The 18,990-nt window shown below is 68.4% G+C and carries 23 protein-coding genes and 1 pseudogene; 10 read left to right on the plus strand and 14 right to left on the minus strand.

Translation table 11 applies throughout. From position 1 onward, the window contains the following. Positions 1-91: 91 nt before the first annotated feature. The 3 genes from E3T33_RS07735 to E3T33_RS07745 are packed head-to-tail and all read right to left on the minus strand — an operon-like array spanning position 92 to position 1,567. Positions 92-466, minus strand: coding sequence for a rhodanese-like domain-containing protein (locus E3T33_RS07735; protein ID WP_092321285.1), 375 nt, complete (start codon positions 464-466; stop codon positions 92-94). Then, positions 463-975 (minus strand): hypothetical protein, encoded by a 513-nt coding sequence (locus E3T33_RS07740; protein ID WP_092321284.1) that lies wholly within the window; start codon positions 973-975, stop codon positions 463-465. The genes E3T33_RS07735 and E3T33_RS07740 overlap by 4 nt, the downstream gene beginning before the upstream one ends. After that, on the minus strand, positions 965-1,567 hold the full coding sequence (locus E3T33_RS07745; RefSeq protein ID WP_174843276.1) for a hypothetical protein: 603 nt from the start codon (positions 1,565-1,567) through the stop codon (positions 965-967). The genes E3T33_RS07740 and E3T33_RS07745 overlap by 11 nt, the downstream gene beginning before the upstream one ends. A gap of 211 nt (positions 1,568-1,778) precedes the next feature. On the opposite strand from E3T33_RS07745, the gene E3T33_RS07750 reads away from it, so the two are divergent. From E3T33_RS07750 to trxA, 3 genes are read left to right on the plus strand one after another with little or no spacing between them, the layout of a single operon-like run. Beyond that, positions 1,779-2,063, plus strand: a complete 285-nt coding sequence (locus tag E3T33_RS07750) for a metal-sensitive transcriptional regulator (RefSeq protein ID WP_092321283.1) — start codon at positions 1,779-1,781, stop codon at positions 2,061-2,063. Positions 2,064-2,088: 25 nt separating this feature from the next. Then, positions 2,089-3,342 (plus strand): MFS transporter, encoded by a 1,254-nt coding sequence (locus E3T33_RS07755; protein WP_347233199.1) that lies wholly within the window; start codon positions 2,089-2,091, stop codon positions 3,340-3,342. A gap of 47 nt (positions 3,343-3,389) precedes the next feature. Then, positions 3,390-3,767: a thioredoxin gene (trxA, locus tag E3T33_RS07760; RefSeq protein ID WP_092321282.1), complete on the plus strand. Its 378-nt coding sequence runs from the start codon at positions 3,390-3,392 to the stop codon at positions 3,765-3,767. 17 nt (positions 3,768-3,784) lie between these two features. On the opposite strand, the gene E3T33_RS07765 is transcribed toward trxA, so the two are convergent. The 6 genes and pseudogenes from E3T33_RS07765 to E3T33_RS07790 form a co-directional block, all read right to left on the minus strand. Next, entirely contained in the window at positions 3,785-3,964 is a 180-nt protein-coding gene (locus tag E3T33_RS07765) for a hypothetical protein (RefSeq protein ID WP_092321281.1), read from the minus strand. A gap of 100 nt (positions 3,965-4,064) precedes the next feature. Next, the gene (locus E3T33_RS07770) at positions 4,065-4,949 is read right to left on the minus strand and encodes a hypothetical protein (protein WP_092321280.1); all 885 of its coding nucleotides are present in this window, start codon (positions 4,947-4,949) and stop codon (positions 4,065-4,067) included. A gap of 60 nt (positions 4,950-5,009) precedes the next feature. Further along, positions 5,010-5,459 (minus strand): hypothetical protein, encoded by a 450-nt coding sequence (locus E3T33_RS07775; RefSeq protein WP_092321279.1) that lies wholly within the window; start codon positions 5,457-5,459, stop codon positions 5,010-5,012. A 94-nt stretch (positions 5,460-5,553) separates the two neighbouring features. Next, a pseudogene (locus E3T33_RS07780) lies at positions 5,554-5,814 on the minus strand (VOC family protein); the annotation flags it as partial. A gap of 66 nt (positions 5,815-5,880) precedes the next feature. Beyond that, positions 5,881-6,102 carry a PLDc N-terminal domain-containing protein gene (locus tag E3T33_RS07785; protein WP_092321277.1) on the minus strand — a complete coding sequence of 74 codons (222 nt, stop codon included), beginning with the start codon at positions 6,100-6,102 and terminating at the stop codon, positions 5,881-5,883. Next, positions 6,099-6,674 carry an HhH-GPD-type base excision DNA repair protein gene (locus E3T33_RS07790; protein ID WP_092321276.1) on the minus strand — a complete coding sequence of 192 codons (576 nt, stop codon included), beginning with the start codon at positions 6,672-6,674 and terminating at the stop codon, positions 6,099-6,101. The genes E3T33_RS07785 and E3T33_RS07790 overlap by 4 nt, the downstream gene beginning before the upstream one ends. A gap of 152 nt (positions 6,675-6,826) precedes the next feature. On the opposite strand from E3T33_RS07790, the gene E3T33_RS07795 reads away from it, so the two are divergent. Then, entirely contained in the window at positions 6,827-7,318 is a 492-nt protein-coding gene (locus tag E3T33_RS07795) for a histidine phosphatase family protein (protein WP_092321275.1), read from the plus strand. 9 nt (positions 7,319-7,327) lie between these two features. Here E3T33_RS07795 and E3T33_RS07800 read toward each other — a convergent pair whose 3' ends face one another. Then, positions 7,328-8,737 carry an MBL fold metallo-hydrolase gene (locus tag E3T33_RS07800; protein ID WP_092321274.1) on the minus strand — a complete coding sequence of 470 codons (1,410 nt, stop codon included), beginning with the start codon at positions 8,735-8,737 and terminating at the stop codon, positions 7,328-7,330. Between the two features lie 261 nt (positions 8,738-8,998). Between E3T33_RS07800 and E3T33_RS07805 the strand changes: the two genes are divergently transcribed. Continuing rightward, positions 8,999-9,403 (plus strand): hypothetical protein, encoded by a 405-nt coding sequence (locus tag E3T33_RS07805; protein WP_277870631.1) that lies wholly within the window; start codon positions 8,999-9,001, stop codon positions 9,401-9,403. 249 nt (positions 9,404-9,652) lie between these two features. Here E3T33_RS07805 and E3T33_RS07810 read toward each other — a convergent pair whose 3' ends face one another. Next, positions 9,653-10,327 carry an SDR family NAD(P)-dependent oxidoreductase gene (locus E3T33_RS07810; RefSeq protein ID WP_092321272.1) on the minus strand — a complete coding sequence of 225 codons (675 nt, stop codon included), beginning with the start codon at positions 10,325-10,327 and terminating at the stop codon, positions 9,653-9,655. A 167-nt stretch (positions 10,328-10,494) separates the two neighbouring features. Further along, entirely contained in the window at positions 10,495-11,568 is a 1,074-nt protein-coding gene (gene ychF / locus E3T33_RS07815) for a redox-regulated ATPase YchF (RefSeq protein WP_092321271.1), read from the minus strand. 75 nt (positions 11,569-11,643) lie between these two features. Here ychF and E3T33_RS07820 point away from each other — a divergent pair, with 75 nt between their 5' ends. Next, positions 11,644-12,261, plus strand: a complete 618-nt coding sequence (locus E3T33_RS07820) for an exonuclease domain-containing protein (RefSeq protein ID WP_092321270.1) — start codon at positions 11,644-11,646, stop codon at positions 12,259-12,261. A 56-nt stretch (positions 12,262-12,317) separates the two neighbouring features. Next, complete coding sequence (gene rmuC, locus E3T33_RS07825; protein ID WP_092321269.1) at positions 12,318-13,652, plus strand: DNA recombination protein RmuC; 1,335 nt, start codon at positions 12,318-12,320, stop codon at positions 13,650-13,652. A gap of 229 nt (positions 13,653-13,881) precedes the next feature. Here rmuC and glpX read toward each other — a convergent pair whose 3' ends face one another. Then, entirely contained in the window at positions 13,882-14,814 is a 933-nt protein-coding gene (gene glpX / locus E3T33_RS07830) for a class II fructose-bisphosphatase (protein WP_134575097.1), read from the minus strand. A gap of 262 nt (positions 14,815-15,076) precedes the next feature. Between glpX and fbaA the strand changes: the two genes are divergently transcribed. Both fbaA and E3T33_RS07840 read left to right on the plus strand, forming a co-directional pair. After that, positions 15,077-16,102, plus strand: coding sequence for a class II fructose-bisphosphate aldolase (fbaA, locus tag E3T33_RS07835; protein WP_092321268.1), 1,026 nt, complete (start codon positions 15,077-15,079; stop codon positions 16,100-16,102). A 9-nt stretch (positions 16,103-16,111) separates the two neighbouring features. Continuing rightward, complete coding sequence (locus E3T33_RS07840) at positions 16,112-16,669, plus strand: DUF6264 family protein (RefSeq protein WP_134474660.1); 558 nt, start codon at positions 16,112-16,114, stop codon at positions 16,667-16,669. An 8-nt stretch (positions 16,670-16,677) separates the two neighbouring features. Here the strand turns inward: E3T33_RS07840 and E3T33_RS07845 are convergent, their stop codons facing one another. Next, positions 16,678-17,694, minus strand: coding sequence for a 4-hydroxy-3-methylbut-2-enyl diphosphate reductase (locus E3T33_RS07845; RefSeq protein WP_092321346.1), 1,017 nt, complete (start codon positions 17,692-17,694; stop codon positions 16,678-16,680). Positions 17,695-17,786: 92 nt separating this feature from the next. On the opposite strand from E3T33_RS07845, the gene xseA reads away from it, so the two are divergent. After that, the gene (gene xseA, locus E3T33_RS07850; RefSeq protein ID WP_092321266.1) at positions 17,787-18,989 is read left to right on the plus strand and encodes an exodeoxyribonuclease VII large subunit; all 1,203 of its coding nucleotides are present in this window, start codon (positions 17,787-17,789) and stop codon (positions 18,987-18,989) included. Position 18,990 lies beyond the last annotated feature (1 nt).

Below are 18,990 nucleotides of genomic sequence, written 5' to 3' on the forward strand. Positions count from 1 at the left end.
CGCCGAGTTTGACCGTTCCGGTCGAGTTTGGCAGGCGCACCGGTCAAGCTCGGCCGAAACCGCCAAACTCGACGGACATCCGGCGAGCCGGTTACGGGGTCGTGACCGTCTCGAGCCCGGTCGACCCGCCGGCCTCGGAGATGCCTCCGGCGTCGGTGACGTTCGTGAAGCCGAGGCCTTCCATGCGCGCGACCGCAGCCGACGACCGGTTCCCGGAAGCGCAGTAGACGACGTACTCGCCGTCGGCCGGAAGCTCGGAGACGAGGCTGTCGAAGTCGGGCGCCTGCACGTCGATGTTGACGGCACCCTCGAGGTGGCCCGCGTTGTACTCGTCGCTGGTGCGGACATCGACGACGACCGTGTCGGCGGTCACCGCGATGGTCGGTTCTGCCGCCGGCGCTGAGCAGGCGGCCAGCCCGAAGACGGCGGTCAAGGCGAGGGCGAGGGCGGCAAGGGTTTTCTTCATCTGGAACTCTCTTCGGTCGTGGGGGTGGCGCGGGGAAGACCGCCTGAGGTGGCGGACGATCGGGGAAACAGTGGCCGGCAGGTGGTGCACACGACGCCGTCGGCGCCGGGCTCTGCCGCGTTCGCCTCGCGCTCGCTCTCGAGCCGTTCGCGCAGGGCCCAGACGAGCAGGGCAAGGGCGGCGAGTGCCACCACGGGGCGAACGGCGCCAGTCAGCACGGGCTCGAGGGATGCGACATCCGTCGCCAGGTACAGCGCGACCAGGCCGAGAACGGGCCAGCGGGTGTCGCACAGGGTCGCCTCGGCGCCGATCGGGGCTCCGAAGTAGCTGGCGACAACCAGGCCGATCAGGCCGGATCCGATCGCCGCGAACGCGTACGACCACCAGGGTCCGGCGACGCCGATGCCGAGCAGGCCGGAGGCGAGCGCGATGACCACAAAAGCCGCAGCGGCGGCGCCGGCGGCGATCAGCCGGCGTCGCCTCGGCCACAGGATGAGGTCAGCGAACACGATCGGTTGCCTCGGTGCGGCCGGTGACGGCGGCGTCGGCCGGGATCGCTGCGTCCGCTGCCCGGCGGGCGGGCAACCGGCAGGAGTTTTCGCGGGTGAGCCGGGCGTACAGTGCCCAGCCGAGCAGGATGATGGAGGCGGCCGCGAGGTAGGGCTGCACCGGTTCGAAGAACTGCATCGCGCCGGTCGTGCCCAGCGCCAGGAGCACGAGCTTGTTGCAGACCGGGCAGCCCACCGCGAAGAAGGTCACAACCCAGCCGGTCATTCCCAGGCGCCCCACGGCGCGGCTCGGCGCGGCGCCGTCAGGGTGGGCGATGTAGGTGGCCGTGACGAGGCCGGCCAGGACCGCGCTGACGAGCAGAACGGGCCAGGACCACACGGTCGGCGGGACCTCACGCGCGAAGAAGGGCGTATCGATCAGGTCGGTCGGAATCGCGATGAAGACGACGGTGAACGCCGCAGTGCCGAGGGCCACCCACCAGCGACGAGCAGGCCAGCGCCGAAGCTCTCCGCCGGCGACGCCGAACCCGCGGGCGACTCCGTTGAGTCGGGCCGCGATGCCAGGGGATGGCTTCGCTGGAGCGCTCTGCATTCGCCTGGACCTCATCCGCTGCGGGGGCCGGCTGACGGCCCCTGTTGTTGCTTGATACCCCGACGGGTATTCTGATACCCTAAGGGGTATATCGGCGCAAGGCAAGCCCGCGGCGCGCACGGCACGGATCAGAGCGTCACCGGCTGGGATTACCCGGCAAGACGCTTACCCGACCCGACGATGGCATCCGAAAGGGTATGGTGGCGTGATTATGGCTGCAGCAGCAACTCACCCCAGTGACGACATTCGCAAGACACTCAACCGCCTCAAGCGCGCGCAGGGACAACTCGGCGCCGTCATCGCGGCCGTCGAATCCGGCGCCGACTGCCGAGCCGTGGTCACCCAGCTGGCCGCTGTTTCCAGTGCCATCGATCGCGCCGGCTTCACCATCATTTCCACCGCCATGAAGGATTGCCTGATCGACACCGGATCCGACGGCGAGGCCAAGCAGCTCAACGTCAACGAACTCGAGAAGCTCTTCCTCTCCCTCGCCTGATCCGCGTTCATCTTTGAGTCCATCTGTGAGCAATGACGAGCGCCCTCCCCTCGTCGGCGTGCCCCCCGTCGACGACGAGCGGGACTCCGTGCTCCAAAAGCGGGTCGTCCGGGTGCTCGTCGCCGGGCAGATCCTCGGCGGAATCGGCATGGGGGCGACCCTGTCGCTCGGCGCCCTGCTCGCCGCGGACCTGTCGGGTTCGAGCGCCTGGTCCGGCATGGCCGCGACCATGAGCACCCTCGGTGCGGCCTTCGTCGCCGTGCCTCTCGCCCGTCTGGCCCAGGCCAGGGGCCGACGGGTATCACTGGCGACCGGATCCCTCATCGCGGGCAGCGGAGCCGTGCTCGCGATCAGCGCGGCCGCCCTCGATCTCTTCCCGCTCCTCCTCCTGGCCCTCATGCTTCTGGGAGCCGGATCGGCCACGAACCTCCAGGCGCGCTTCGCCGCGACCGACCTCGCCGGCTCCCGATTCCGAGCCCGGGACCTGTCCCTCGTGGTCTGGTCAACGACGATCGGCGCCGTGCTGGGTCCGAACCTGTTCGGACCGGGCGAGGCCCTCGGCGCCGTGGTCGGGCTTCCGGCCATGACCGGTGCCTTCGCCTTCTCGCTCCTGGCCACGGTCGCCGCCTCCGTCGTCTACGCGCTCGGACTGCGGCCCGACCCCCTCCTCACCGCACTCGCAGGCCGCGCCATCAGCCTCACCCCTCGGCCCCGCCGGGGCGGCCTGGCCATCATCCGCAGCAACTCGCCGGCGCGCTACGCCGTGGCCGTGATCGCCCTCAGCCACGCCACGATGGTGGCGCTGATGTCGATGGCCCCGGTGCACCTGCGAGACCACGGGGCAACACTGACCATCGTCGGCCTGACGATCAGCCTGCACGTGGCCGGAATGTACGCCCTCTCCCCCGTCTTCGGCTGGCTCTCCGACCGCGTCGGACGGCTGCCGGTCATCCTCGGCGGCCAGGCGATGCTGCTCACGGCGCTGACCATCGCCTGGCTCGGCGACGGCTCCCAGACCGCCATGACGATCTGCCTCATCTTCCTCGGCCTGGGCTGGTCGGCATCCGTGGTCGCCGGCTCCGCTCTCGTGGCCGAGGCGGTCGACGTGCACGACCGCTCGCCGCTCCAAGGGTTCTCGGATCTGTCGATGAACGCGGCCGGGGCGCTCGGCGGGGCGCTGGCCGGCCCCATCCTCGCGGTGGCGGGCTACTCCGGCCTGGGGCTCGCCGCCATGGCCATGGTCGCCGTCGTGATGGCGTGGTCCGCCCTGCGCCTTTGATACCCCCAGGGGTATACAAATTACCCCTAGGGGTATATTCTGGTGTCATGGCAACCATTGACATCACCGAGAAAACCTTCGACGAGACCATCGCCGGCAACGGCATCGTGCTGGTCGACTTCTGGGCCGAATGGTGCGGCCCCTGCCGCATGTTCGCCCCCACCTTCACGGCGGCTTCCGACAAGCACCCCGAGATCACCTTCGCGAAGGTCGACACCGAGGCCGAGCAGGGTCTGGCCGCGGCCGCCGGCATCCGGTCTATCCCGACCCTGATGGTCTTCAGGGACTCCGTGCTGGTGTTCTCCCAGCCCGGCGCGCTCAACGCGAGCAGCCTGGAGGAACTCATCACGGGCGTTCAGAACCTGAACATGGACGAGGTCCGCGCCAGCATCGCGGCGCGCGGCACGGGTCCCCAGGCAGCCTGACCGACCGAGGGGCGGCCCTACTCGGGCTGCTCCTCCGCTTCGTCCCCCGCAGCCGATTCAATGTCGGATTCTTCCCAGTTCTCGAGGTTCGTGAGCGAGGGGTGCGGACCCACCTCGGTCTCGCCCTGCTCCGTCATGTCCCCGACCGGGGATTCGGCACCCGGCCTGGCCGATGGGTTGGTCTTCTCGTCGCTCATCCTGAACCTCCGCGCTTCGTTGCAGCGAACACTTCCCTGCACCGAGGCTAAGCCCGATACCGGCGCCCGTCTAGGGTTCCGCCCTCACCGCAAACGACACCTAGCCGCCCGTCCAGGCCTGCACCACAAACGGGGTACCGGCCGCGTCGCAGGCGGTGAACACCCCGTGGAGCGCGAGGTTCCACGTGGACGACTCCCGGAAACTCAGCCCGTCCGGCGTCACCTCGGTCGGATCGACGGTGGACATGACGACCCTCAGCTCGGCAATGCGCCTGGCCAGGGTCGTGCCTTCCGCGGTGTCCACGCGGTCAAGCACTCGCGCGGCGAGCGCGGCTGCACCCTGCCACTCCTGCTCGGTCGTTCGGGTCTCGGCGCGCGAAATCGCCGCGTTCATGAGGATGGTCACGACGTCGGTCATCTGGTCGCAGGTCACTTTCGCCGTGACGGCAGGCGTGAGCGAGGCCGGCGGCGCCGCCTCCACGCGTGCGCCCGCGAACTGGGTCCCGGCGACCACGCCGGCGGCCGCCGCCACGATGCCGACGAGCACGACGACCTTCCGCGTCCGTTTCGAGGCACCCGCGGTCGCCGTACCCGCCGCACCGGGGCTGTCGACAGCCCCGCCCAAGGGACCTTCCGCGGGGAACAGCGACTCAAGCCCGGGCGCGCGTCCCTCCGACGCGGCGGCCACGGCATCCTCTATCGCTCCGCGCTCCGCGGATGCCTCCGCCTGGAGCTCACTGATCGAGCGGGTGGCGTCCGGGTCGCCCAGGGAACCGCCGTCCGCGGAGAAGACCCTGCGCTGCAGCTCGCGCAGCTCCTGCAGCGGGGACGGCGTGCCGTCGGGTGCGGGCTCAGTCGGATGTTCCAGCCACCACAGGGCATGGAGCGCGTCGTGGCGTCCGCGATAGTCACGGCGCACCGCCTCGAGGAATCCCGGATCGCGCCGAGCCCGGGAATACGCATCCTCGATCGGCTCACGCGCCACCGAACGCCCCCGGTCTGCTGATGGTGCCGTTCATGGCCAACCCCCCTGGTTGCCGCCAGCCTACTTGTCGGCGTCGCCGGAACCAGCCAGGCTGCGGATCAGCGTCACGACCTGCACGATGATGCCGATGACCGTGCCGACCATGGCCAGGACGATCACGATCCGCACGAGCAGGGACCAGTCGAAGCCGTCCGGGAAGTCGAACGGAAACACCTGCCAGAACAGCACGAGCCCGGCCAGCCCGATTGCAAGCGTGACGAGGTCACCAAGCGCCCGCACCCATCGCCAGTCGAGGAGCAGGTTGAAAAGGTTGACGACCATCCCGGCGATCAGCGACGCGTTCACCAGGCCCAGCACATCGCGGAAGTCCTCGGTGAGGAACGGAATGATCTGCCAGCCCGGCCACACGTTGACGAGGTACAGCAGCACCCCATTGATGGCGACGGAGACCGCGTAGCCGACCCGTCTGGAGGCGCTGCTCGTCGTGCGGGGAGAAGCGGTGCTGGTCATTTTGGCCTCCGTCACAGGTCGGGCGGTACCGAGAGTAGACCCTTCCCCCGCGGCCCGCGCGGGCCGGATGCGGTCGCCGAGTGTCAGCCCCGGGTTACGGCTTCGGCGCCTGGGAGATCCGCACCGTGTTGCCCGACGGGTCACGGAATGCGCAGTCGCGCGGGCCCCAGGGCTGGTCGATGGGCTCCTGCACCACCTCGGCGCCGGATGTCCGGATCGTCTCGAAGGTCGCATCGAGGTCGTCCGTGCGGAAGACGATGATCGGCGGGGCGCCCTTCGTCAGCAGTTTCCGGAGGGTGTCGCCGTCTGGCGGCTGTGGCGGTGACCGCCATGCGTGCATGGCGGTCACCGCCATGCGTGCGGCGTCCATGCGGATGCCTGCGCGTCCGGCCGGTCCGGCGGTTAACGGCCCGGGGTGCGGCTACCGGCGCGGGCGTCTACCCAGGATGAAGTAGGAGATCGGGCCGAGGAAATTCACTCCGATGATCGCCGCCCAGACGCCCTTGCGTCCGTGGACGAGCGCCGGCGGGCGCTTCGCGAGGTCGGCCCATGCGGTCGCGGCCAGGGAGAGCTGCACCGAAGCCCCCACCAGAATCGCCGTTTGCTGCCGCTCGGTCAGCTCACTCCAGCTGCGCGCGCTCATGCGCCGGGCTTTTTCGCGGCGGCCTTCGCCGCCCGCTTTGTCTCCCGCACGCGTGTCAGGGTGTCGGCGTCGACGATGTCGGCGACCGAGCGGAACGACCCCTCTTCGCCGTACGGGGCGGACGCTTCACGCCAGCCCGCTGCCGTGATCCCGAGCCTCTTGCCGAGCAGGGCCAGGAAGATCTTCGCCTTCTGTTCGCCGAAGCCCGGGAGCCCCTTCAGCCGGCGGAGAATCTCGGCGCCGTCCGGGGAGCCGGAGGTCCAGATGGCCGACGCGTCTCCATCCCAGTCCGTGGCGACGACGCCGGCCACGGTCTGTACCCGCGCGGCCATCGAACCGGGGAACCGATGCACCGCCGGCGTCTGCCGGAAGACCTCGACGAAGGCATCCGCGTCGAACCCGGCGAGCGCCGCGGGGTCGAGGGTGCCGATCCGGTCTCGGATCTTGGCCGGCCCGGCGAAGGCGGTCTCCATCGCGATCTGCTGGTCGAGAAGCATGCCGAGCAGGAGGGCGAACGGATCCTCGCTGAGGAGGGTGTCGGCGGCGGAGTCGCCGGTGAGGTGCAGCGTCATCCGCCCAGTCTGGCACCGGGCGCGTGCATCCGCGCACCCCAGTGCAGCCGAAATGGCGACAGGTGCGAGGCGGCCCGGATACGCTCGGCGTATGAAGCCGTTCCGAGTGCGTACGTGTGTGGTCGGCGCCCCCCTGGCGCCGGGGGCGTCGGATGCCTGAGCGCACCCTCATCCTGCTGCGGCATGCCAAGTCGGACTGGTCGGGCGAGGAGGCCGACGTCGACCGGCCGCTGGCCGATCGCGGCCTGCGGCAGGCACCGGAGGCCGGCCGATGGCTGGCCGTGAGCATCGACCGCATCGATCTCGCCGTCGTGTCACCCGCGAGGCGGGCTCGCAGCACCTGGGAACTCGCCTCGGCAGAGCTGGCGAGCCGGCCGCCGAGCCGGATCGACGAGCGACTGTACGCCGCGTCCACGAGTCAGTTGCTCGGCGTGGTGCGCGCCCTGCCGGACGAGGTCGACACCGTCGTGTTGGTGGGCCACAACCCCGGGATCGAAGACCTTGTCTCGATTCTCACGGGCGACTCGGTGCCGATGCCCACCTCGGCTCTGGCGGTGATCGGGCTGGCCGGCTCGTGGTCGAACGCCGGCCGAACGCAAGCGACGCTGCGGGCGGCCGGCAGGCCACCCGCAGCGTCGCGGTAACTGCCCGGGTCAGCGGGCGGAGGTCGACTCCAGGGACTCCTGCTGGGCGACCCAGCCGATGTAGCTTCCGTCGAGCTCGACCACGTCATAGCCCTCGTGGCGCAGCGCGCTGGCCACGACCGAACTGCGGACGCCACTCTGGCAGTAGGTCACGATGGTGCCCTCGGCCGGGAGCTGGTCCAGGTTCCAGAGCACGCGACCGCCGTGCAACTGCGGTGAGCCCGGGATGTGACCGGCGTCGTGCTCGCTCTTGGCGCGGACGTCGAGCAGCAGTGCCGACTCGAAGCCGTCCAGCTCCTCGGGCTGGACCAGCCGCGGGGTGCTCAGCGGCAGGCCTTCGAACCCGGTGACATAGCCGCTCACCTTGTCGATGCCGACGCGCACGAGGTGGTCCCAGTATTCCTGGGCCTGGTCCTGGTCGGCGGCCAGGAGCACGAGCGGGCGGGAATCCCGCTCCGGGTCCACGGCCCACGCGGCGTAGGTCGCCACGCTCTTGCCGGCCGGGATGTTCAGCGAGCCCTGCACGGTGCCTTCATGCACCTCGGTGTTGTGGCGGGTGTCAACGAACGTCACCGTGTTCTCGGCGAGGTCCTTGGCGACGGTTTCGGCGGACAGTTCTTCCAGCGGAGCACGCTCGCCCATGATGGCCGGACCCTGACGGTTCTCGCGCTTCATCCGCCCGAAGTAGGCCGGTGCGTCGGGCTGGCCGTCGAGGAGTTCGTTGATGAAGCCTTCTTCGTCGCCCGCGACGAGGTAGGGGCCCCACCAGGCGTAGAGCCGCTCGTAGCCGACCGTCGAGGACGGGACCGCGCCGAGGGCCTTGCCGCAGGCGCTGCCGGCGCCGTGGCCAGGGTGCACCTGCACGTAGTCGGGCAGGGTCAGGAACTTGTCCCGGAGGCTGGCGAACATCTGCTTCGCCCCGGCGAACCGGGTGTCGACGCCGCCGGCTGCCTCATCCAGCAGGTCCGGACGTCCCAGGTCGCCGGAGAAGACGAAGTCGCCGGAGAGCAGGTAGCCGGGCTTGTCGCTGAACGCGCCATCGGTGACGAGGTAGGAGAGGTGCTCGGGGGTGTGGCCCGGGGTGTGCACGGCCTGGACGGTGATGTTGCCGATGGTGATCGCGTCACCGTCGTACAGCCGCTCGCCCTCGAATCGGTACTGCCAGTCCTCTCCGCCCTCGCCGGACACGTAGATGGTCGCGCCGGTGGCTGCGGCCAGTTCGCGGGTGCCGGAGAGGTAGTCGGCGTGGATGTGGGTCTCGGTGACGGCGACGATCTTCATTCCGTTCGCTGCGGCGACGGCCTGATAGACGGCAATGTCGCGGCGGGGGTCGACCACGACCGCCTCGCCCTTGCGCTGGCAGCCGATCAGGAAGCTGGCCTGGGCAAGGTCCTCGTCATAAATGCGCTCAATAAGCATGTGGGGGTCTCCTTCGTAGACAGTGCGGCGGAGGTCCCAGAGGGGTCCTTCCGTTCGTCTCTACTCCAGAGTAATACCCGGGGGGGTATAAGGCAAGCCCCCGTGCGGTCGGTTCGAGCGGTTGGCCGCCCAGTCCCTCTTGCTTGTCAAACCATGCGGCCGAGGGCACACTCCCCTCATAAGCGCGTACCGCACGATCCGTTTGGATCACCGTCGTAGCAAGGAAGCGGAGCATCATGCCCTCTGATAAGCACACACAGCATCCACATCGACGCGCCCGTGGAGAAGGTCTTCCACTACATCGATGACCCCGCGCACTTCGTCGCCGCGATGCCGGAGAAATCCAACATCACCCTGGGTGCCGTGAACCGGTCGCCCGAAGGGACTGTGTCCACCTACGAGGTCAAGTACCGCGAACTCGGCATGCACCTGACCGGTGTCTTCACAAGGGAGGAGTATGTGGTCAACGAGCGCATCGTCGACCATTCCTCCCTGGGCCCAATCTTCACCTTCTCCGTCGAGGCCGACGACAGCGGAACGACGCTCACAGCCAGCTGGGACGCCTCCACGCTGATGAAGATGCTCGACGCGGTCTTCTTCCACGGGGACAAGGACATTGAGCGCGCCCTTGCCACCTACAAGGTCGAGATCGAGGCCCTGGCCTGAGTCCGCGGTGAAGACGGCGTTGTCGGCCGAGTTCGCCTGTTCCGGTCGACATTGACAGGCACACCAGGGGAACTCGACCGGAACCGTCAATCTCGGCGGAACGCACCGCGGGCAGCGACGCGAGCGGCGAGCGAGTCAGACGTTGAAGCGGAACTCCACCGAGTGGCATCGCCGAGCAACCTTTAGAGCCACGTTTCGCGCCATCCTGGCTATCTCCGCATCGTAGCTGCCAGCAGCGCAGTGACTCCCCTACTCCCTGCCGTCCTCAAGCGGGATGAGCATCGTTCGAAATGGACCGGCAACGGCGTGGAGGTCCCAAATGCGATCGGCGACGCCGTCGATGCCGTTGACAAGCTGGAGCCGAGGAATGCCTCCCGGGATCACGAGTTGGCTGACACGGACTCCCTCACCCTCGAGTGCGTCGTGGAGCATCTCACCGTAGGCGCTCTCAGCCGGGAAGGCGACCGATGTGCCTGCGAAGTCAGCGCGGGCCTTCACCGAGGTTCCGCCGTTGATCAAGATGATGCTGCCGCTTCCTGCCTGCCGCATTGCCGGGAGCACCGTACGCACCGCGTGAATGAGCCCGAGAGCCGAGAACTGCAATGCCTCCAAAGCCAGCTCCGGAGTCATTTCAAGCACCGGCTTCAGATAATCACGCGACGGGAGCGGACTGTACTGCAACGTGGAGATGGGTCCCAGCTCTGCCGCGGCACGCGCCAGTGCATCTTCAAGCGTCGCCGGTACCCGTACATCCGCAGCGTAACCACCCACGGTGAAGCCGGCAGCAGTGAGCTCCGCAGCCATGGAGTCCAGCTTCGACTGGTTCCTCGAGATCAGGGCGATTGAGAAGCCCTCGCGCCCGAACCTTCGCGCAACTGCTGCTCCGAGTCCCGGTCCAGCTCCGATGATGGCGATGACAGGCACGGTGGTTTCCTCCGAATGATGATGGTGTGGTGTTGTGTCTGGAGTGAGGTCAGATTGGACGACAGTTCTTCGGGATCACGCACCTGAGCAAGTTCGCTTAGGCGAAGCGAATACTGAGAGCTTCTGCTGCGAGCGGTGCGCTCGGGCCCCTTCCGACCTGCCCGAGCCTAGACGTTGAAGCGGAACTCCACCACGTCGCCATCCTGCATGACGTAGTCCTTGCCTTCGATGCGGGCCTTGCCCTTGGCGCGGGCCTCGGCCACCGAGCCGGCAGCGACGAGGTCGTCGAACGAGAAGACCTCGGCCTTGATGAAGCCCTTCTGGAAGTCGGTGTGGATGACCCCGGCGGCCTGCGGCGCGGTCCACCCCTTGTGGATCGTCCAGGCGCGCGTTTCCTTGGGCCCGGCGGTCAGGTAGGTCTGCAGGCCGAGCGTGTCGAAGCCGATGCGGGCGAGCTGGTTGAGGCCGCTCTCCTCCTGGCCGGTGGAGGCCAGCATCTCGGCGGCATCCTCTTCGTCCAGTTCCAGAAGTTCCGACTCGAGCTTGGCGTCGAGGAACACGGCCTTGGCCGGGGCGACGAGGGCGGCGAGGGTGGCGAGCTTCTCGGCATCCTGCAGCACCTCCTCGTCGACGTTGAAGACGTAGATGAACGGCTTGGCCGTGAGCAGGCCGAGTTCGCGGATCGGCTCGAGGTCGATCGTCGAGGCGGACAGCGGCTTGCCGGCGTCGAGGAAGGCCTGGGCGGCCAGGGCCGTCTGCAGCACGGCCGGGTCGAGCTTGCGGCCCTTGGTGTCCTTCTCGAAGCGGGTGACGGCCTTCTCGAGGGTCTGCAGGTCGGCCAGGATCAGCTCGGTGTTGATGGTCTCCATGTCGCCGGCCGGGTCGACCGCGCCGTCGACATGCACGACGTCGGGGTCGGCGAAGCCTCGGATGACCTGCGCGATGGCGTCGGCTTCACGGATGTTCGCGAGGAACTTGTTGCCCAGGCCCTCGCCCTCGCTGGCGCCGCGCACGATTCCGGCGATGTCGACGAACGACACCGGGGCAGGCAGGAGGCGCTCGCTGCCGAAGATCGTCGCGAGCTTCGCCAGGCGCGCGTCGGGCAGGTTGACGACCCCGACGTTCGGCTCGATCGTCGCGAACGGGTAGTTCGCCGCGAGCACGTTGTTCTTGGTCAGGGCGTTGAAGAGGGTGGACTTGCCGACATTGGGCAGTCCGACGATTGCAATAGTTAGAGCCACGAGACTCAATCGTACCGGCTCGCGCCCGGCCCTTCCTTGACGGGCCCTGTCAGCGGCGCGTGAGACGATGAGGACGTGCCCCTCAACTTCACCGCCATCGACTTCGAGACCGCCAACTCCTCCGCCGCTTCGGCCTGCTCGGTCGGCATGGTGAAGGTCAGGGACGGCAAGGTCGTCGAGCGTGTGGGCTGGTTCATCCGGCCCCCGGTCGGCCACGACGCATTCCAGGAGTGGAATATCAAGATCCACGGCATCCGCCCGTCGGATGTCGCCGGTGCCGCCGGCTGGGCGGCCCAGCTCCCCGACCTGGTTGCCTTCGCCGACGGCGACCACCTCGTGGCACACAACGCCGGCTTCGACCTGGGCGTCATCTCGACCTCGTCGACCGTCGCCGGCCTGGCGATCCCCGACTTCGCGTACGTCTGCAGCCTGCAGGTGGCCCGGCGCACCTACCACCTCGACTCCTACCGGCTCCCGGTCGCCGCGATGGCCGCCGGGTTCGAGGACTTCGCCCACCACGACGCGCTGGCCGATGCCGAGGCGTGCGCCGCGATCATGATCCACGCTGCGCAGCGACACGAGGCCGACACGCTCGAGCAGCTCGCGCACATCACCGGCGTCAAGATCGGTGTGATCGGCCCCGTCGCCACCCGCGAACACGCCGCCACGCACGGTCCGATGGCGCTGAACTAACAGCGCACCTCCCGCGCTTCACGGGCTCTGTCGGTGGCCACTGGCACACTTGAGACATGGACCCACTGCTCAGCCTCATCCTCGGAATCGTCATCGGCGTGCTCCTCGGCGCACTCCTGGCGGTCGTCGTGCTGCAGCGCCGCCGCTCGGCCTCGACCGCGGCCGAAGACCCGGCCGTGGTCGAGGCGCGGCACCAGGTGGCGCTGGCCGAGACCCGGGCGGCCGACGCGGCCGTGCAGTCCCTCCTGCGCGAGGAACTCGCGGCGATGCAGGCCACCGCCGAGGGCATGCGTGGCCAGATCCTCGACGCCCAGCAGCAGTACCGCGAGCTCATCGACCGCCAGCGCACCGACCAGGAGGCCCGGTCGGAGCGGGAACGCCAGGAAAGCAAGGTGCTCCAGGCCCTGGCCCCGGTGCGGGAGAGCTTGCAGGACATGCAGAAGAAGGTGTCCGAGCTCGAGGCACAGCGCAGCCTGCAGCACGGCGAACTCAGCCAGCAGCTTCGTTCGGCCACCGAGTCCGAGGAGCGCCTGCGCAGCACCGCGGAATCGCTGGCCTCCGCCCTGCGCTCCAACAGCACCCGCGGGGTCTGGGGCGAGACACAGCTGCGCAGCGTGGTCGAGGCCGCCGGCCTGATCGAGCGGGTCGACTTCGACATGCAGTCCAGCATCACCTCGGATGCCGGCGCGGGGCGCCCCGACATGGTCGTGCACCTGCCCGGGGGCAAGAACATCGCCGTCGACGCGAAGGTGCCGTTCACCGCCTTCCTCGAGGCGAGTCAGATCCCCGCCACCGCTACCGGCGCGGAAGGCGCCCGTCGGGAGACCTACATGAAGGCGCACGTGAAGGCGGTCCGCGACCACATCACGGCCCTCGGCAGCAAAGCCTATTGGCAGGGACTCGAGGCGTCGCCGGAGATCGTGATCGCGTTCATCCCGAGCGAATCGCTCGTCTCATCGGCTATGGAAGCCGACCCGACGATCATGGAGTTCGCCTTCGGCAAGCGCGTCGCTCTCGCCTCGCCGGTGACGCTCTGGTCGGTGCTCAAGACGGTCGCGTTCAGCTGGCAGCAGGACGTGCTCACCCAGGATGCCAAGGTTCTCTTCGACCTCAGCCGGGAGCTTTACTCGCGCCTGGCCACGACGGCGACGCACATCGAGAAGCTGGGCCGCTCGATCGAACGCACCGTGAAGGACTACAACGGCTTCGTCGGCTCGATGGAACGCCAGGTGCTCCCCACGGCGCGCAAGCTCAACGCCCTGGACGAGTCGAAGGTCCTCGCGCCGCTGGTGGGCATCGAGGAGACGCCGCGCGAACTGGCCGCGTTCGAATTCGTGGCCGAGCTCGAGACGGCCGAGCTCGAAGCCGCCGTCATCCGCGCCGCCGACTGACCGCTCGCGAGCAATCCTCCACGCGGCCCGCGAAGTTGAACTGCGGACAAAGTACCTTCAACTTTGCGACGAAGGTACTTTCTCCGCAACTCAACCGGGACGGGCCTGAAGGGGACAGGAAGAACCGCCCAGCACATGTGCTGCGCGAGCGCGCCGAACTGTGAGTTCGGCACCTTCACGAGCGCGCCGAAGGTGCCAAACTCACAGTTCGGCGAGGGAAGTCAGGGCCTTAGAGCCACTTCTCGGCGAGGTGCTCGGCGACGACGCGGCGGGCAGTGCCCGAACGCGACCGGAGCACAATGCTTTCGGTGCGGATCATCGGGCCCTTGCGGCGCACGCCGTCGACGAGTCCGCCGTCGGTGACACCGGTGGCCACGAAGAACGTGTTGTCGCCGCTGACCATGTCGTCGATTTCGAGCAGTTTGTCGATGTCCAGGCCGGCCGCGACGCCCCTGGCCCGCTCGGCGTCGTCCTTGGGCGCGAGGCGGCCCTGCATGTAACCGCCCAGCGCCTTGAGCGCGCAGGCCGTGGTGATGCCCTCGGGGCTGCCGCCGATGCCGACGCACATGTCGATGCGAGTCTCGTAACGGGCGGCGTTGATGCCGCCGGCCACATCGCCGTCGAGCATGAGCCGGGTGCCCGCCCCCGCGCTTCGAATGGCGTCGATGAGTCCCGCGTGGCGGGGACGGTCGAGGACGGCAATGGTCATGTCGCCGACAGGCTTGCCGATGGCCTTCGACAGCTCGCGGATGTTGTCGCCGATCGACTGGTCGAGGCTCACGACGCCGCGGCCGACGGCGCCGGTGACGATCTTGTCCATGTAGAACACGGATGACGCGTCCAGCATCGTGCCGCGGTCGGAGACGGCGATCACGGAGATGGCGTTCTGGCGGCCCGCGGCCGTGAGGCTCGTGCCGTCGATCGGGTCGACGGCGATGTCGCAGGCGGGGCCACGGCCGGTGCCGACACGTTCCCCGTTGAAGAGCATCGGCGCCTCGTCCTTCTCGCCCTCGCCGATCACAATGAGGCCGTCGAAGTTAACGGTGCCGAGGAACGCGCGCATGGCGTCGACGGCGGCCTTGTCGGCGGCATACTTGTCGCCGCGGCCGATGAACGGCACGGCGCGAATCGCGGCTGCCTCGGTCGCGCGCACCAGCTCCATGGCCAGGTTGCGATCGGGGTGCGCGTACACGATGGGGTCAGTGACGATGGGGTCAGTGCTGTTCACAAATGGTCCTTCCCGGACGAAGCGTGTTGCAGTGGCGAAGCCCGTCAGCGGGCCGGCGCAGGTAGGCCAGAGCCACCTCGGCCAGCTTAGCGTCGCGCCGCTGGGGGTGCGGCGGCGGGTCGACATATGCGCCCCGGCCTATGGGCAGTCTCGGTAGTATTGAGCCACCCAGCCGGATACTTCCTCAGGAGACGCCATGCCTATCGCCACCCCAGACCAGTACGCCGAGATGCTGAACAAGGCCAAGGACAAGGGATTCGCCTACCCCGCATTCAACGTCTCTTCGTCTCAGACCATCAACGCGGTGCTGCAGGGCCTCACCGAGGCCGGCTCCGACGGCATCATCCAGGTCACCACGGGCGGCGCGGACTACTTCGCCGGCCACACCGTGAAGAACCGCGCATCCGGCGCCCTCGCCTTCGCCCGCTTCGTGCACTCGGTCGCCGACAACTACCCGATCACCGTCGCGCTGCACACCGACCACTGCCCGAAGGGCGCCCTCGACGACTTCGTCATGCCGCTGATCGCGGCCTCCGAGGACGAGGTCAAGGCCGGCCGCAACCCGATCTTCCAGTCCCACATGTGGGACGGATCCTCCGTGCCGCTCGGCGAGAACCTCGAGATCGCCAAGAACATGCTGGCGCGCACCCGCGCGATTAACGCGATCCTCGAAGTTGAGGTCGGCGTCGTCGGCGGCGAAGAGGATGGCGTCAGCCACGACATCAACGAGAAGCTCTACACCAGCCTCGATGACGCCATCGCGCTGGTCGAAGCCCTCGGCCTGGGCGAGCAGGGTCGCTACATGTCGGCGCTCACCTTCGGCAATGTGCACGGCGTGTACAAGCCCGGCAACGTCAAGCTGCGCCCGGAACTGCTCAAGGGCATTCAGGAGGGCCTGGCCGAGAAGTACGGAACCGGCCCCAAGCCGCTCGACCTCGTCTTCCACGGCGGCTCCGGCTCGACCGACGCGGAAATCGCCGAGGCGGTCGCCAACGGCGTCATCAAAATGAACATCGACACGGACACCCAGTACGCCTTCACCCGGGCGATCGCCGACTACATGCTCAAGAACTACGACAGCGTGCTCAAGGTCGACGGCGAAGTGGGCAACAAGAAGGTCTACGACCCCCGCGCCTGGGGCAAGGTGGCCGAGGCGGCCATGGCCGCCCGCGTCGTCGACTCGACCCGTCAGCTGGGCTCGGCCGGCCACTCGAACAGCTAGCTCCGGCGCATGACGATTCCCGACCCGAATTCTTCCGAGCCGAACCGCCCGGAGGACACCCGCCCCCGGCCGCAATTCGGCGAGCTCGCGCCGGAAGGCTGGAGCTGGACGCCGCCGAAGGATGACTCCGCCGCCCCGGCCATTCCCGTCGCGCCCGACGCCGCATCGGTCCCGGCGGCCGCCACGGCGCCCGGGGCGTCCCGCACGCCCGCTTGGGACCGACCGGTCACGCTCGCCCTGCTCATCTTCGGGCTCCTGGCGACGTTCTTGATGGTCTCGGTCCTGGGCTCGCTGCCCCAGGCCATGCAGGTGCTGTACACGCAGGAAGACCTCGGCACCTACACCCCGGCCGCCTCGGTCGCCGGCCTGATCACGGCCGGTCGCATCGTCGAAGCCGGAATCTGGATCGTGACGACCGTGCTGTCGATCCTGCTGCTGACTCGCGGCCGCCGCGCCTTCTACGTTCCGCTGATCGGCGGCGCCGTCTCGGTCGTGGTGATCTTCGTGTTCATCGGGGTCGTCGTGACTGCCGATCCAACCCTGCTCGAGCTGTACGGCCAGCCGTAGCCGGCGCGCTACTCCGGTTGTGCGGCCCGGCTGCCCTTGAGGTTGCCGCGCAGTTCCTTGGGCAGGGAGAAGATCAGGTCTTCCTCGGCCGTCTTGACCGGAATGACGTCGGCGTAGCCGGCATCCGCGAGGGCGGAGAGCAGCTCGTCGACGAGTTCCTCCGGAACGGATGCCCCGCTCGTGACGCCCACGGTGTTCACCCCGTCGAGCCACTCCTGCTTCACTTCGCTGGCGTAGTCGATCCGGTAGGCGGCCGTGGCGCCGTACTCGAGGGCCACCTCGACCAGGCGCACGGAGTTGGACGAGTTCGCTGAGCCGACGACGATGACGAGGTCGGAATCGGCGGCAACCTTCTTGATGGCGACCTGGCGGTTCTGGGTGGCGTAGCAAATGTCGTCGCTCGGTGGATCCTGCAGCAGCGGGAACCGCTTGCGCAGGCGGCGCACGGTTTCCATGGTTTCGTCCACGCTCAGGGTCGTCTGGGACAACCAAACGACCCTGGCCGGATTCCGCACCTCGACGATGTCGGCGTCGTCGGGGCTGCCGACCAGGGTGGTGTTCTCCGGCGCCTCCCCGGCGGTGCCTTCGACCTCTTCGTGGCCTTCATGGCCGATCAGGAGGATTTCGAAGTCGTCGCGGGCGAAGCGCACCGCCTCGCGGTGCACCTTGGTGACGAGCGGGCAGGTCGCATCGATGGCCTGGAGTCCGCGTTCCGCGGCGGCATTGACCACGGCCGGCGAGACTCCATGCGCGCTGAAAACGATGTGTGACCCGGTCGGCACCTCGTCGACCTCGTCGACGAAGACGGCGCCCTTGTGCTCCAGTTCGGCCACGACATGGGTGTTGTGCACGATCTGCTTGCGCACGTAAACCGGGGCGCCGTAGTGCTCCAGGGCCTTCTCCACGGCGATGACGGCACGGTCGACCCCGGCGCAGTATCCGCGCGGGGCGGCCAGCAGCACCCGTTTGCCCCCCGCCACCGGGGTATCCTTGAGCCTGCCCGGCGCACTCAGTATCCGAGGCATGCCAAGGCCGATCACGGGCGAATTAGTACTGATGGTCACGGACCCATTCTAGGCGCGCACCCCTGGACGGGTTCCGTGGGAGGAGACCAGCAATGACCCAGGGCCCCACCACCGTCGAGACCCCCTGGCCGGTCGCGATGCTCTCCGGCAAGATCCGCGACTACATCGACCGCCTCGGGACCGTCTGGATCGAGGGCGAGATCACCCAGTGGGGCCAGAGCGGCGGCAACGTCTACGGCAAGCTCAAGGATCTCACCGAGGACGCCACGGTCAGCTTCACGGTCTGGTCGTCCGTCCGCGCGAAACTCACCAACGACTTCAAGCAGGGCGACCGGGTCATCGCGCTGGTCAAACCCAACTACTGGGTCAAGGGCGGCACGCTCACCATGCAGGTGTTCGAACTTCGCCACGTCGGCCTCGGCGACATGCTCGAGCGGCTGGAGCGGCTGCGCAAGCAACTCGCCGGCGAGGGACTCTTCGACGCCTCGCGCAAGATCCGCCTGCCGTTCCTCCCCCACTGCATCGGCCTCGTCACCGGCAAGGATTCCGATGCCGAGAAGGACGTGCTTCGCAACGCCCAGCTGCGCTGGCCCGCCGTCACGTTCCGGGTCGTGCACGCGGCCGTCCAGGGGGACCGCATGGTGTCCGAGGTGACGGCGGCGATCAAGCGGCTGGACGCCGACCCCGAGGTCGACGTGATCATCGTCGCCCGAGGCGGCGGCGATTTCCAGAACCTCCTCGGCTTCAGCGACGAAGGGCTCGTCCGCGCGGCCGCCGCCTGCCGGACCCCTCTCGTCAGTGCGATCGGCCATGAAGCCGACCGTCCCCTGCTCGACGAGGTCGCCGACCTCCGCGCCTCCACACCGACCGATGCGGCCAAGCGGGTGGTCCCGGATGTCGCGGACGAGCTCAACCGGGTGCAGCAGGCCCGCGCCCGCCTCAGCACCCGGCTCACCGGCATCCTCTCTTCGGAGGTTGACCGGATCGGGCAGCTCCGCTCCCGCCCTGCGCTGAGCTCGGCAACCTGGATCGTCGACTCCCGGTCCGAAGACCTGACCCGGTATGTCGCGCGCGGTTCCGAGCTCGTCGGCCGGGTGGTCGAACGAGCCGGCGCCGCCGTCGTCGACCTGCGCTCCCAACTGCGCGCCCTCTCCCCGCAGGGCACCCTCGACCGCGGCTACGCCATCGTGCAGCTGCCGGACGGGCACGTCGTGCGCGCCCCGGACCAGGCGCCCGGCGGCACGGAGCTGCGCATCACGCTCGCCCGCGGATCCCTGAGGGCCGTGTCGAAATAGA

It is taken from the genome of Cryobacterium sp. TMT1-2-1, from assembly GCF_004403955.1.
Lineage (GTDB): Bacteria > Actinomycetota > Actinomycetes > Actinomycetales > Microbacteriaceae > Cryobacterium > Cryobacterium psychrotolerans.

Excerpts from the sequence above, each read along its gene's own strand:
- E3T33_RS07735 (WP_092321285.1), bottom strand. The coding sequence starts at position 466 with ATGAAGAAAACCCTTGCCGCCCTCGCCCTCGCCTTGACCGCCGTCTTC.
- E3T33_RS07745 (WP_174843276.1), bottom strand. The coding sequence starts at position 1,567 with ATGCAGAGCGCTCCAGCGAAGCCATCCCCTGGCATCGCGGCCCGACTC.
- E3T33_RS07750 (WP_092321283.1), top strand. The coding sequence starts at position 1,779 with ATGGCTGCAGCAGCAACTCACCCCAGTGACGACATTCGCAAGACACTC.
- trxA (WP_092321282.1), top strand. The coding sequence starts at position 3,390 with ATGGCAACCATTGACATCACCGAGAAAACCTTCGACGAGACCATCGCC.
- E3T33_RS07765 (WP_092321281.1), bottom strand. The coding sequence starts at position 3,964 with ATGAGCGACGAGAAGACCAACCCATCGGCCAGGCCGGGTGCCGAATCC.
- E3T33_RS07775 (WP_092321279.1), bottom strand. The coding sequence starts at position 5,459 with ATGACCAGCACCGCTTCTCCCCGCACGACGAGCAGCGCCTCCAGACGG.
- E3T33_RS07785 (WP_092321277.1), bottom strand. The coding sequence starts at position 6,102 with ATGAGCGCGCGCAGCTGGAGTGAGCTGACCGAGCGGCAGCAAACGGCG.
- E3T33_RS07790 (WP_092321276.1), bottom strand. The coding sequence starts at position 6,674 with ATGACGCTGCACCTCACCGGCGACTCCGCCGCCGACACCCTCCTCAGC.
- E3T33_RS07795 (WP_092321275.1), top strand. The coding sequence starts at position 6,827 with ATGCCTGAGCGCACCCTCATCCTGCTGCGGCATGCCAAGTCGGACTGG.
- E3T33_RS07800 (WP_092321274.1), bottom strand. The coding sequence starts at position 8,737 with ATGCTTATTGAGCGCATTTATGACGAGGACCTTGCCCAGGCCAGCTTC.
- rmuC (WP_092321269.1), top strand. The coding sequence starts at position 12,318 with ATGGACCCACTGCTCAGCCTCATCCTCGGAATCGTCATCGGCGTGCTC.
- glpX (WP_134575097.1), bottom strand. The coding sequence starts at position 14,814 with ATGGAGCTGGTGCGCGCGACCGAGGCAGCCGCGATTCGCGCCGTGCCG.
- fbaA (WP_092321268.1), top strand. The coding sequence starts at position 15,077 with ATGCCTATCGCCACCCCAGACCAGTACGCCGAGATGCTGAACAAGGCC.
- E3T33_RS07840 (WP_134474660.1), top strand. The coding sequence starts at position 16,112 with ATGACGATTCCCGACCCGAATTCTTCCGAGCCGAACCGCCCGGAGGAC.
- E3T33_RS07845 (WP_092321346.1), bottom strand. The coding sequence starts at position 17,694 with ATGCCTCGGATACTGAGTGCGCCGGGCAGGCTCAAGGATACCCCGGTG.
- xseA (WP_092321266.1), top strand. The coding sequence starts at position 17,787 with ATGACCCAGGGCCCCACCACCGTCGAGACCCCCTGGCCGGTCGCGATG.